9 protein-coding genes are annotated in these 12,856 nt (G+C 70.5%); 3 read left to right on the top strand and 6 right to left on the bottom strand.

Annotated features, from left to right (window positions below):
* Window positions 1–158: 158 nt before the first annotated feature.
* The 4 genes from EIZ45_RS32155 to EIZ45_RS32140 all read right to left on the bottom strand — a co-directional run bounded on the left by EIZ45_RS32155 (window position 159) and on the right by EIZ45_RS32140 (window position 2,766).
* Window positions 159–1,478: an amidase gene (locus EIZ45_RS32155; RefSeq protein WP_134667446.1), complete on the bottom strand. Its 1,320-nt coding sequence runs from the start codon at window positions 1,476–1,478 to the stop codon at window positions 159–161.
* An 11-nt stretch (window positions 1,479–1,489) separates the two neighbouring features.
* Window positions 1,490–2,125, bottom strand: a complete 636-nt coding sequence (locus tag EIZ45_RS32150; RefSeq protein WP_037816759.1) for a response regulator transcription factor — start codon at window positions 2,123–2,125, stop codon at window positions 1,490–1,492.
* Between the two features lie 102 nt (window positions 2,126–2,227).
* Entirely contained in the window at window positions 2,228–2,491 is a 264-nt protein-coding gene (locus EIZ45_RS32145) for a hypothetical protein (protein ID WP_134667447.1), read from the bottom strand.
* On the bottom strand, window positions 2,488–2,766 hold the full coding sequence (locus tag EIZ45_RS32140; protein WP_134667448.1) for a WXG100 family type VII secretion target: 279 nt from the start codon (window positions 2,764–2,766) through the stop codon (window positions 2,488–2,490). Before EIZ45_RS32140 ends, EIZ45_RS32145 begins: the two co-directional genes overlap by 4 nt.
* Window positions 2,767–3,086: 320 nt before the next feature.
* Here EIZ45_RS32140 and EIZ45_RS32135 point away from each other — a divergent pair, with 320 nt between their 5' ends.
* The 3 genes from EIZ45_RS32135 to EIZ45_RS32125 all read left to right on the top strand — a co-directional run bounded on the left by EIZ45_RS32135 (window position 3,087) and on the right by EIZ45_RS32125 (window position 11,159).
* Complete coding sequence (locus tag EIZ45_RS32135; protein WP_134736092.1) at window positions 3,087–6,326, top strand: BTAD domain-containing putative transcriptional regulator; 3,240 nt, start codon at window positions 3,087–3,089, stop codon at window positions 6,324–6,326.
* A gap of 63 nt (window positions 6,327–6,389) precedes the next feature.
* Complete coding sequence (locus tag EIZ45_RS32130) at window positions 6,390–10,010, top strand: BTAD domain-containing putative transcriptional regulator (RefSeq protein ID WP_205670188.1); 3,621 nt, start codon at window positions 6,390–6,392, stop codon at window positions 10,008–10,010.
* 69 nt (window positions 10,011–10,079) lie between these two features.
* The gene (locus EIZ45_RS32125) at window positions 10,080–11,159 is read left to right on the top strand and encodes a dienelactone hydrolase family protein (protein ID WP_134667450.1); all 1,080 of its coding nucleotides are present in this window, start codon (window positions 10,080–10,082) and stop codon (window positions 11,157–11,159) included.
* Here EIZ45_RS32125 and EIZ45_RS32120 read toward each other — a convergent pair.
* Together EIZ45_RS32120 and EIZ45_RS32115 are read right to left on the bottom strand one after the other, a co-directional pair.
* Window positions 11,145–11,969 (bottom strand): carbohydrate ABC transporter permease, encoded by an 825-nt coding sequence (locus EIZ45_RS32120; RefSeq protein ID WP_043828178.1) that lies wholly within the window; start codon window positions 11,967–11,969, stop codon window positions 11,145–11,147. The genes EIZ45_RS32125 and EIZ45_RS32120 overlap by 15 nt on opposite strands.
* Window positions 11,969–12,853 carry a carbohydrate ABC transporter permease gene (locus EIZ45_RS32115; protein ID WP_205670189.1) on the bottom strand — a complete coding sequence of 295 codons (885 nt, stop codon included), beginning with the start codon at window positions 12,851–12,853 and terminating at the stop codon, window positions 11,969–11,971. The genes EIZ45_RS32120 and EIZ45_RS32115 overlap by 1 nt, the downstream gene beginning before the upstream one ends.
* Between the last annotated feature and the right edge of the window lie 3 nt (window positions 12,854–12,856).

The raw sequence follows: 12,856 nt of genomic DNA, 5'->3' as shown, positions 1-12,856 counted from the left end.
GGTCACGCGGCCCGGGCAGCCACGACTCAACCGCACCCGAAACCTCGCCTTAGTGGCGCGAATCGATCATTTCGGCGTCGCTGGCGTCTCTTGCGGACGGTCAGCAAGCCGAATCGGCGGCTTAAGTTCCTAGCAGTGGCAGTTCAGGCAGGCGAGTCCTAAACCGTCCGCGGCCAGGGATTCGCCGATTCCAGTTCCGCCGCCAGCCCCAGCAGCACCGGTTCCCCGCCGGGGCGGGCTACTAGTTGCACGCACATCGCCAGGTCATGGACGGGGTGCCGGGCCACCGGGACCGAGAGCGCGGGGTATCCGGCCAGGTTCCACGGGCCGGTGAATGACGCCACCCTCGAGGACGGGACTGCGTTCGCCAGCCACGGCTCGCGGTGCCAGCGGCGGGCTTTCAGCGGCAAGGTCGCCAACGTCGGGGTCACCAGCACGTCGTGGGACTCGAAGAACTGCTCCGCGATCGCCTCCCATTCGTCGCGGGCTCGGTCGTTGACCAGGCGTGCCGTCAGGCGGCCGAGGCGGACGTGGACGCGAGTGCGGGGTTGCAGGCGCGACAGGTCGAAGCTGCCCGCGGCCTGCTCAGCCGGACCGGCGAACCAGCGGGCGACCAGGCCGCCTAGGGCGCGGAGTGGGTAGGCGGGGGTCGCGGAAGTGACCGTGTGGCCAGCCGAAAGGAGCGAAGCGGCCTGGTCGACGGCGGCGCGGAGCGGGCGCGGCAGGGGAGCTCGGGTGAACGGGACCTGGGTGGACGTCGCGATGCGCAGGGAACGCGGGGGCGTCAGGGTGGCCCATTCCGGGCGGTCGGCCAGGACGGACATCAGGAGGGCGGCGTCGGCGACCGTCGTGGTCAGTGGGCCGTGGGTGGAGAGGCCGAACCAACCTGGAGCGTCTTCGCGGACCACGTCGCGGCCGGGTTTCAGGCCCACGATTCCGCACATTCCGGCGGGCAGGCGAATGGATCCCAGACCGTCGGTGCCGTGGGCGATCGGGACCAGGCCCGCGGCTACCGCGGCCGCGCTGCCGCCCGAGGAACCGCCTGCGGTGAAGGCTGGGTTGCGGGGGTTGCGGGCGATCCCGGAAGGGTCGTCGCTGGTCGGGAAAATGCACAGCTCCGGCACGCGGGTCAGGCCGACGATGACCGCGCCGGCTGCGCGCAGGCGGGTGGCGATCAGGCCGTCGGCGGTCGCCAGGTCGCGGGGGCCTGCTTCTGAACCCCAGCCCTGGTATTCGCCAGCGACGTCGGTGACATCTTTGACCGCGACGGGGACGCCGGCCAGCGGCAGCGAAGCGAGGTCCGGGCGGGCCGCGACTTCGGCGGCTTCGGCTCGGGCCTCGGCGAAACGCACGCGGCGGAACGCGCCGACGACGCCGTCCGCTGCTGCGATCCGGGCGAGGGCTTCCTCGGTCACCTGGACCGGGTCCAGCTCCCCTGCCCGCACTCCGCGAGCGATCTCTACCGCCGTCTGTGCCATGGGTCAGAAGACTAGATCGCGCCGGCGCGCAGGGCATAGGCCACGGCGTGCGCACGGTTGTTCAGACCGCAGCGGGTCATCAGGCCGTACAGCACGTTCTTGACCGTCCGCTCCGAATAACAGAGCTTCGTCGCGATCTCCTCGGTGCCGTAGCCCTCGGCGACCAGACGCAGCACGTCGCATTCGCGCGACGCCAGGCCGGACAGCGTGAGGCCGTTCGGCTCCAGCACGTCGCGGCGCATCCGCTGCACCTGTGCGAGCAGCGCGCCCTGCAGCCGCGGCGGGAGCGTCGCCGTGCCGTCGCCCGCGGCCAGCACTGCCGCGACCAGTTCGCCGCCGCCGGTTTCGCGGCGCGGCAGGATCGCGACGACCCCGCATTCGACGGCCGTCATCAGGTCGCTCTCGCGGAAATGGTCGACCACGATCACCAGATGCGGTCCGGTCAGCTGCTCGGACTGCCTGCCGAGGTCCCGCACCTGCGACAGCACCCGGTCGGTCACGTGCTCCTCCATCACGAGGACCACGTCCGCCTGGCTCGCCGCGTCCTGGCCGAGCAGGACCAGTTCCGGGCGCGAACCCAGCAGGCTCGCGGCTCCGGCCCGGGTGATCGGGTCCGAGGCGAGCACTGCGACCTTGACGAGCTTCACGGTTACCCCCTTCACATTGCCTGGACGCAGTGTGGCGGGCGAGACTTCACGTTTTCTGGCGCGCTCGTGAAGGCCGGTGGAGAAAACCAGGGTTTTCCCTGCTCAGCGGCCTCTTTTCGGGTCTGGAGACGAGATCTCGCGGAAGGCTTGCGCCGCCCGGTCGAGGCATTCGGGCATCCGGTCGAGCGCGGCGGCCCACTCCCGTTTGGCCTCCCGGTAGCGGGCGCGCGCCGCGGCGGGCCAGGCGGCCACCTCGGGTTCCACCGCCGACTCCAGTTCCGCCAGCACCGCGCCGAGGTCGCCGGTCGTGCGGCGGATCCGGGACAACACTTCGGCGGCCTGCTCGAAGCCGGGATCGCCGCTCATCGACGATCAGGGCACCGCACGCGCTCATTTGAGCACTGTGCGGTGGTGGACGCGGCCGTACCGCGCGCGACGTCCACGAGATCTGCCAGACTTGCCAGAATGCGATCGAACTGCTGCTCCCAATCGTTCATCGCCTGGCCGAAGCGCACCGCCGCCTCGCCGCGCCACGACGCCTGCAGCGCCGCCATTTCGCTGTTCACCGTGCCGAAACAGGCGTTCGCCGCGTCGATCGCCGCCGCGAACCTCGCCCCCGCCGGGGCCGGAACCGGGTCCACGCCTCCTCCTCACCACCGCCGCGCCGAAGCCGCGAATCGAGCGCGCGGGTTCCTCATCGAGGCTGCCGCAGGGATTCCCGTCCGGAAACCGGGGAGCGCGGCCGATGCCCCTTTGTCGCGGCAGGTGTGCCTGCCGGACCGCCCGGCCGGTTTGCCCGGCGTTCACCGGCGGGCCTCTCCCCTGACCATGTCCACCGGACAATTCGCTGGACAAGACCGGCAAAAGCAACCCGGGGCGGTCCCGCGACGTCACCTTTTCGGCGTAAGCTCACCAGTGGCATCCGGCGTGTGACGATCCGTCAGCGCGTGAAGGGAGACCGATGTCGGCATCCGGCGGCGTCCCGGCGCCGGAAATCCAGCTGCTCGGACCGGTGCGAGCCTGGCTCGGCGACCGGCAGCTCGACCTCGGTTCCGCTCATCGGCGCACAGTTTTCGCAGTACTGGCCTTCTCGCCGAACCGCACCGTCTCCCGCGAAGTGCTCATCGACGCGGTGTGGGGCGACTCGCCCCCGGCCAGCGCGCAGGGGAGCATCTACACCTATATCTCCGGGCTGCGCCGCGTCCTCGAACCGGGCCGCCGCAAAGGCGCCGAATCGCGGCTGATCGCGTCCACCGGATCCGGCTACTCGCTCTGTGTCGAACCGGAGCAGATCGACGTCCACCGCTTCAGCGCGCTGCGCGACCTCGGCAACCGGCTGCTCGCCGAGGGACGCCGGGCCGAGGCGCGGAGCGTGCTCGACGAGGCTCTCGCGGAGTGGGACGGCACGCCGTTGCAATGTCTCTCCGGGCATTACGCGACCGCGCAGCGGGTGCGGCTGGAGGAACTGCGACTGGCGACCGTCGAACGCCGGGCCGAGCTGGCGATGGACTCGGGCGAATCCGCCGGGCTCGTCACGCAGCTCGGCGAACTCGCCGCGGAACACCCGTTCCGCGAGCCGCTGCACGGACTGCTCATGCGAGCACTCGACCAGGCTGGCCGGCATCACGAGGCGCTCACCGTCTATACCGAGCTGCGCGAGCGGCTGGTCGAAGCGTCCGGCACCGAGCCGGGTCCCGCGCTGCGGGAGTTGTACGAAAAGCTGCTGGCCGTCAACGATGCGGTCACGCCCGCGCCGGTCACAAAGGTCCCCCGCTTCCCGCTGCCGGTGCTGCCGCCGCGTCCGGCGACGTTCGTCGGGCGGGAAGACGAACTGCAGCTGCTCAGCGAGGCCGTCGCCGGTCTCGGCGGCGGCCTCGGCCGTTCGGTGTGGGTGAAGGGCGAACCGGGAATCGGCCGGACCGCGCTGCTGGCCGAAACCGTCGCGCTGGCACACGAAACCGGTTACCCGGCGCTGTTCGCCGCCGCGGACTCGCTCGACCAGGGCTTCGCGCTGCGTCCGCTGCTGGACGCGCTCGGCGTGCACCCGCGCGCCTCGGACCTACGCCGCGCGGAACTGGCGGTGGCGCTCGCCGAGAACCCGGACCTGGACCCGGTGCAGGGCATTCTCGGACTGGTCCGGCAGCTGTGCGCGGACGGCCCGCTCGTGCTCGTGGTCGACGATCTGCAGTGGGCGGACGAAACGACGTTGCAGGTGTGGCAGCACCTCGCTCGCGAAACCCGGCGGCTGCCGCTGCTGCTCGTCGGAGCGAGTCGTCCGCTCCCCCGCTCGGCCGCGCTCGAAGCGCTGGCCGCGGACCTGTCGTCCGGCGCGACCTCGCTGCTGCGGCTGGAACCGTTGCCGGACCACGAGATCCGGAAGATCGCCGCGGATCTCACCGGCGCGCCGCCGAACCGGATGTTCTCGGTGCTGCTCGGCCACGCCGCCGGAAACCCGCGCTACGCCACGGAAATCGTCGAAACCCTGCTCGCCAATTCGATGATCCTGCTCGACGGCGCGCACGCCATTGTGGACGGTTCGTCGTGCCGCTCGATCCCGTCGCCGCTCGGCTCGCGGGTCACGCTGTATCTGATCTTCCTCTCCAGCTCCGCGCGAGACCTGTTGCGCTGGGCCGCCTTGCTGGGCAAGGAATTCTCGCTCGCCGACATCGCGATCGCCACCGAACGCGCGCCGACCGCGCTCGTCGCCGCGGTCGAGGAGGCGCTCACCGCGGGAGTGCTGGTCGAGTCCGGCGATCTGCTCGCGTTCCGGCATCCGTTGCTGCGCCGCGTGTTGTACGAAAAGACGCCAGCCGCGATGCGCGTCGCGCTGCATCGGCAGCTGGCCGAAGCGCTCGATGGTGCGGGAGCGGGTGCGGAACGCGTCGCCGAACAACTGGCGGCCGCGCCCGCGCAGGTGGATCCGTGGATGGCGAACTGGCTGGTCGAGCACATCGGCACGGTCGCCGCGCAGTCGCCGCAGGTCGCGGTGGATCTGCTCAAACAGGTGGTCAAGCAGGCTGTGCTGCCCGCCGAGGCCCGCGAACCGCTTACCGCCACGCTCGCCCGGCTGCTGTTCTGGCTCGGCCGGGAGCCGGAGGCGGAGGCGCGTTCGGTCGTCGCGCGCACCCAGGACAGCAGGCAGGCCGCGGAAATGCGCTGGATCCTCGCCTACATCTATTACCGGCGCGGCGAATTCGCCGAAGCCTCGGCGGAAGTCCGTCGTACGCTGGCCGATCCGAAGGTGCCGGAGATGTGGCGCGGGCGGCACGAAACCCTGCGCGTGACCATCGAGCGGTTCGCCGTCGACCATCGGGCAGCCGCACCGGATCTGTCCGAACTGGGTGTGCTGGACGGGCTCGACAACGACGCGGACCTGAGCACCGCGCGCCGGCTGGCCGCGACCCGGGCGGTGCCCGGCGAAATGCACCTGGCCGGTGCGGTGCACTACTACTGGCGCGGCCGGTGGGGCGAGGCGCTCGCCGAACTCGACACGGTGATCCGGGGCGGTGCGGAAACCGCGTCGTATGTGTTGCGCAGCCCGGGATCGGCGTTGCTGGTGCACGGCGTCGGCGCGCTGATCGCAAGTCACCGCGACGAACCGGACGAGGCGCGCGCACATCTCGACGCGGCGGCCCGGCACCAGTTCCCGCACGGTCTCGAGCCGAACGGCGGCGACTACCTGCTCGCCGCGCGCGCCCAGCTCGCCGAACTGGAAGGCGATCCGGAAGCCGCGCTCGCCGCGCTTCTCCCGTTGCTGGGCCAGAACTATCCGCCCGCCGCGCGTCAGCAGTGGCTGCCCGACCTCGCCCGGCTCGCCATGCAGCTCGGCGACCAGCCGCACGCGTTCCGGGCGCTGCGGCTGATGGGCGACACCAGCGGGTACGACACTCCGCCGTCGCACACCGCGGCGACCGCGCACTGCCGGGGCCTGGTCACCGCGGATCCGGACGCGATCCTCGGCGCCGCCACGCACTACGAGGCCGCCGGACGGATGCTCAAGCACGCTCGGGCCAGCGAGGACGCCGCGATCCTGCTCGCCGAGTACCGCCGTCTCGACGAGGCGCGCACGGCTTTCCTCGCGGCACTCACCAGCTACACCTCGGTCGGCGCGGCTTGGGACGTGCGGCGGGCCGAGACGCGGATGCAGCCGTACGGCATCCGGCGGGCCAGTCCGGTCCGCGCGCGTGCGGCAGGAGAGTGAACCGGGGTGGACTCGCGTCCATGATCGACCGGTAAACTCGGTCAACACGGCGAATGGAACGGCATGCCAGGGGATTTGCGGGTGACGGCGCTCGGCCCGTTGCGCGCCTGGCGCGGGACGACCGAAATCTCGCTCGGACCCGCGCGGCAGCGGGCGGTCTTCGCCATGCTGGCGGTCGCCGCCGGACGGCCGGTGCCGCGCGCGGAACTGATCGCGGGCGTGTGGGGCGAGTCGCCGCCGGCCAGTGTCGAAGGCAGCGTGCACACCTACATTTCCGGGCTGCGCCGCGCGCTGGAGCCGGAACGCACCCGATGGTCCGCGTCGACGGTGCTCGGGTCCGGCCCGGCTGGCTACACGCTCGACCTCGCGCCGGAAGCGCTGGACTCGGCGAAGTTCGAGCAGCACCGGGAGAACGGCAAACGCGAGGCTGAGGCCGGGGCGCACAACCGGGCGGTGGCTGAATTCAGTGCCGCGCTCAAGCTCTGGCACGGCGAAGCGCTGTCCGGCGTGCCCGGCAACTTCGCCGAGCGGCATCGCGCATACCTGGCCGAGCTGCGGCTGGACACCCTGGACCGAGCAGCCCGCAGCAGGCTGGAAATGGGCGGCCACCAGGAGATCATCGCCGAACTGACCGCGCTCACCGCCGAGTATCCGCTGCGCGAATCGCTGCGGGCCTCGCTGATGCTCGCGCTCTACCGCAGCGGCCGGCATTCCGACGCGCTCGACGTGTTCCGCGACGCACGCCGCACGATCCGCGCCGAGCTAGGCGTGGAGCCCGGTCCGGGGCTGCGCGAACTGCACCAGCGCGTGCTCTCCGAAGACCCGGCGCTGGACCTGCCGCGGCCCGAGGTGCCGGAGCCGGTCGTGCGGGTGCCGCAGGACCCGTTGCTCGGCCGGGAAGCCGAGGTCGGCAAGCTGCGCAAGCTGCTCGACGGCGTCCGCGCGGGCCGCGGGCGGGCGGTGTGGATCGAGGGCGAGGCCGGGATCGGGAAGTCGGAGCTGCTGGCACACGCGTTCGGCGACGCCGGCGGTCTGCAGGTCGCCTGGGTCGCCGCGGACGAGCTGAGCATGCGGTTCCCGTTGCAGGTCATGCACGAATGCCTGGCGATCGACGCGCATTCGCCGGATCCGCGCCGCGCGCGCGTCGCGCTGAGCAGCGAGGAACCGGTGCGGCGCGTCGGCGACCCGGTGCTGGATTCGGTGGACCGGCTGCTCGCGCTCGTCGACGAACTCTGCGCCGAATCGCCGCTGTTGCTCGTGGTCGACGATTTGCAGTGGGCGGACGAGTCGAGCGTGCTGGTGTGGCACCGATTGTCCGCGGCTGCCCGGCAGCTGCCGTTGCTGCTGGTCGCCGCGACACGACCGGCACCGGAGCGGCCGGAAATGACTCAGCTGCGCCGCGGCGTCGAGACCCGGGACGGCATCGTGCTCGACCTCGGTCCGCTCGGCGAGGACGACGTTCTGTGCCTGCTGCAGCGGCAGATCGGCGCGGATCCCGGGCCGCGGCTGCGGGACCTGACCGCTCGTGCCGGCGGTAATCCGTTGTACCTCAAGGAAATGCTGGACGCGCTGGTGCACTCGGGCGCGGTCAAGCACCTCGACGGGCTCGCCGACGTCCCGGATCCGCTGCGGTTCGAGCCGCCGGAATCAATCGTCGCGGCGGTCAACCGGCGGCTGGAGCTGCTGCCCGACCAGACCCGGCAGGTGCTCGGCTGGGGCGCGATTCTCGGCATGGAGTTCGCGGTGGGCGACATCGCGGCGGTGCTCGGACAGCGTCCCTCGGACCTGCTCGGCCCGCTCGAAGCGGCCTTGGCGGACAACATCCTGCTCGACACCGGAACCCAGCTCGCGTTCCGGCTTCCGTTGCTGCGCCAGACGTTGTACCACCATCTGTCGCCGGAAACGCGGGCCGCGCAGCATCGGCAGGCGGCCGAAGCCCTGGCCAAGATCGGCGCGCCGGTGAAGCGGGTCGCCGAGCAGCTCGTGGCCGTTCCGTCCACTGTGGACCCTTGGGTGCTCGACTGGCTCGTGGAACACCAGAGCGCGGTGTCGAACCGGGCCCCGCTGATCGCGGTCGAGCTGCTGGAGCGCGCGCTCGCCGTGGTCGAGGACGACGATCCGCGCCGCGAACCGTTGCTGGTCGCGCTGGTGCGGGTGTTGTTCCGGCTCGAACGCAGTCCGGAAGACCTTGCGTTGCAAGCACTTGCGGTGTCGCGCGATCCGGACAACGCGGCGGAGATGCGCCACGTCGTGTCCGCGATGCGGTTCCGCCGCGGGGACGTGCAGCTCGCGGTGGAGACGCTCGGGAATCCGGCAGAGGATCCGGGAGTGCCGGAGCTGTGGCGGGTCCGCGGCCGCCATTTGCTCGCGAACTTCCGGCGCGGCGGGCTCGACGACCTCGACGTCGCGGAGAAGACCGCACATCGCGCGCGGGCCGAGGCGGACGGCGACCGCTACCTCACCGCGCATGCGCTGCAGACGTTGTGGCTGGTCGATTCCGTGCGGCGGCACCACGCCAGCGCGCTGAAGCACGTGGACGAGGCGATCGCGGCCGTCGGCGACGAGCACGAATTGGCTGACCTGCACCTGGATCTGCTGGACAACCGGGTCTTCACGCTGCAGAACCTCGACCGGCTGGACGACGCGAACCGGACGCTGCAGGAGGCCGCCGAGGTGACGCGGCGGCACAGCATGCCGAGCGGGTTGCAGGTTTCCGTTGCGGTGCACCGGTATTGGGAAGGCCGGTGGGACGAAGCGCTGGTCGAGCTGGACACGGTGACCGAGGACGGTCCGGCGATCACCTTCTTCGGCCTGCGCGAACCGGGTGCGGCGGCGCTGCTGCTGCACGGGGTCGCGGCGCTCATCGCGGCGCGGCGAGGCGAGCACGCGCAGGCGGCGGCGCTGCTGGACGCGGCGGAGGAACACGCGCCCGCGACCAGTGCCGAGCGGGAGAGTTTCGACTTTTTGCTTGCCGCGCACGCGCTGGTCGCCTATCAGGAGGGTGATCTGCAGAAGGCGATCACGGTGTTCGAGCCGATTCTGAATCCGACTTACGCGCAGATGATGTTGCGGCATCAGTGGTTGCCGCAGTTCGCGCAGATCGCGCTGGCAGCGGGCGACCGGGCCGCGGCGGAGCGGGCGCTGGCGGTGTGTGTCGAAGAGGCAGAGAAGGAACTCGAACCGGCGCGGGCGTTCGCGGCCGCGGAATGGTGCCGGGGGTTGCTGGGCGAGGATCCGGAGCCGGTGCTGCGGACGGTGGAGCATTTCCGCGCGGTGGGGCGGAAACCGGAGCTGGCCAGCGCGTTGGAGGACTCGGCGGTGCTGCTGGCTCGGGTGGGTCGGCTGGACGCCGCGCAGGCTGCGTTCGATGAAGCGGCTTCGCTGTACACGGAGCTTTCCGCGGCGTGGAATCTGGAGCACGCGGAGACGCGGTTGCAGGCGGTCGGCGTGCAGCGTGGGGCTTCGCTGACGTCGGCGCGGCCGGAGCACGGGTGGGAGTCGCTGTCGACGCTGGAGGTCCGGATCGCCCGGCTCGTCGCGGCTGGGCGGTCGAATCCGGAGATCGCGACGGAGCTGCGGCTGCCTCGACGGACGGTACAGGCGCACGTCGTGCGGTTGCTCGGGAAGTTGGATGCGCCGTCACGCAGCGAGCTCGCGACCGCTGTGGCGCGCCGGACCGGTTGACGAAAGTCGGGGGTCGCCCGCGACGGTCGGCAGGCGCGAGCAGCCCGGCCGGAACGGCAGAGTTCCGGCATGCGCTTCCGAACAGTCCTCGCCGCTGCCCTCCTCCTCACCGTCTTAGGGGCCGCCCCCGCCGCGGCGGAGACCACTTTCGAGCTGCCTACCCCAACTGGCCCGCACGCGATTGGCGAGCGCGATGTCCATCTCGTCGATTCGGCGCGGGGCCGGGAGCTGATGATCAGCGTCTGGTACCCCACTCGGCCCGGCGCTGGGCCGAAGGCGCCGTACCTGCCCGCAGCGGCCGCGGCGTACTTTGACCAGGGGGCGGCACCAGCGTTGGGGCTGCCGACCGGCAAGGTCGGCTGGGCGGCCGTCCGGACGCACGCCCGGGCGAACGCGCCGGTGCAGGGGCGGTGGCCGGTGATCGTGTACTCGCCGGGTTGGGCATCGCTGCGGGCGCTGGGCAGTGCGACAGCCGAGGATCTCGCCAGTCGTGGGTACATCGTGGTGACCATTGATCACACCGGTGAGGCACCGTTCGTCGTGTTTCCGGACGGGAGGGTGGTGTTCTCCCAGCAGAGCAAGGACCTGGTGGCGGGGATGCGGACGCGGGTCGCGGATGTCCGGTTCACTCTTGACCAGCTGCCCGGCATTCCCGGGCTCGGCAAGGCGATGGACCTGAGCCGGGTCGGGGTGATCGGGCATTCGTTCGGCGGGGATACCGCCGCCGAAGTGTCCACGGTGGACTCCCGGGTGGACGCTGCGGCCGATCTGGACGGGTGGCTCGCTTACGACGTCGACGGCAAGCAGCTCACTCGTGCTGGCGCGGACGGGGTGACGCGGCCGGTGCTGCTGATGGGGTCGTCGGGCAGCACCAGCGACGGTCAGGCGCGCAGCCATCGAACGTCACCGGCGTGGAAGTCGTTGTGGGAGCACACTTCGGCACCCAAGCAGGACATCACGCTGGCGACCGCGATGCATTACAGCTACACCGATGTCCAGTGGTTCCTGCCGAAGCTGGCGCAGCAAGTGCCAGTGGATCCGAAGGTTCAGGAGACCCGGATCGGGACGATTGATCCTCAGGTGAGCATCACCGTGCAGCGGTCCGCGATCGCCGGGTTCTTCGGACAGTACGTCTCACGACGTCCGTAGGCCGGTCGAGATGCTGCGCACCAGGTTTCGGCCGAGGAGCAGGAACAGGATGATCACCGGCAGGACACCCAGGGTCGCGCCGGTCAGCATCAGGGCGTAGTCGGTGAAGTAGCCGCTGGCCAGCTGGGACAGGACGACCTGCACGGTCGGCGTTTGCGCCGGGTCCAGGACTACCAGCGGCCAGAAGTAGTCGTTCCACGCACCGAGGAAGGTCACCATCGCTAGAACGGTCGCTTGTGGACGGATCGCCGGGACTGCCACGTGCCAGAACGTGCGCAGGATCGACGCTCCGTCCACAGTGGCCGCGTCCACCAGGTCCTGGTCGATCGAACCCTCGCACGCCTGGCGCATCCAGAACACCCCGAACGCGCTCACCAGCGCGGGCACGATCACCGCCTCGAGCCGGCCGTACCAGCCGAAATCGCTCACCACCAGGTAAAGCGGCACGACGCCCAGCTGTGCGGGCACCATCGCCGAGCCGACCACGATGAAGAACAGCGTGTTGCGGCCGCGGAACCGGAGCCGGGCGAAGGAAAATCCCGCGAAGCTGGACAGGACCACATTGGACACCATCACCGTCGTCGCGACGATCAGCGAATTGCCGATCGCGAGCCAGAAGTCCACCGTGGTGAAGACGCGCTGGATGTTGTCGAAGAGATGGCCGCCGGGCAGCAGCAGCGGAGAGGTCTCGCCGATCGCCGCGTTGTCCCGAGTGGACACCACGAACGACCAGTACAGCGGGAACAGCGAGGACGCGACCAGCCCCACCAGCACCGCGTACACCCAGCCCCCGGCCCGGCCCCGGCGGATCACGGCGCACCCACGAACCGGCGCACCAGCCGGTAGTTGAAGATCGCGAACACCAGGCAGATCACGAACATCACCCAGGACAGCGCCGCCGCGTATCCGGCGTCGAATTTGCCGAAGCCCTTTTCGTACAGATACATCGTGAGCGTCTGGAACTGCCGGTCATTGCCGCCCGCACCGCCGTTGCCGGTCGCGTCGAACAGCTGCGGCTCGGCGAACAACTGGAGCCCGTTGACCGTCCCGGCGACCGCGGTGAACGCGATCGTCGGGCGGATGCCGGGCACGGTGATTGACCAGAACGACCGCCAGCGCGAGGCACCGTCGAGCGCGGCGGCCTCGTACAGATCCTGCGGGACCGCTTGCATCGCGGCCAGATAGATGAGCGCGTTGTACCCGGTCCAGCGCCACATCACCATGCTCGCGACCGCGAGATGCGACGACCATTGATGCGACTGCCACGACACCGGCGGCACCCCGAACCAGCCGAGCACCTCGTTGACCACGCCGTAACCCGAGCTGTACAGCTGCGCGAACACCAGCCCGACCGCGACCACGGATACCAGGTTCGGCAGCAAAAGCCCGGCCCGCCACCAGATCGCCGCGCGCAGCGGCCGGTTCAGCAGCGCGGCGATGCCGAGTGCGAGGAAGAACTGCGGAATCGCGGCGAGCAGGAAGATGCTGACGGTGTTGAAAAACGCGTTGTAGAACCGCGGATCGCTGAACAGCTCCGCGTAGTTCGCGAGGCCGAGGCCGCCTTCCGGGCCGGACAGCAAATCCCAGCGATGCAGCGAAACCCACGACGTGTACAGCAGCGGGAACGCGCCGAACAGTCCGAAAAGGACAAAGAACGGCAGGATGAAGACGTAGGGGGTGAGCTTCCGGTCCACGAC

Source organism: Amycolatopsis sp. CFH S0740, from assembly GCF_004522315.1.
GTDB lineage: Bacteria > Actinomycetota > Actinomycetes > Mycobacteriales > Pseudonocardiaceae > Amycolatopsis > Amycolatopsis nivea.
This window is presented reverse-complemented; position numbering and strand designations above follow the sequence as displayed.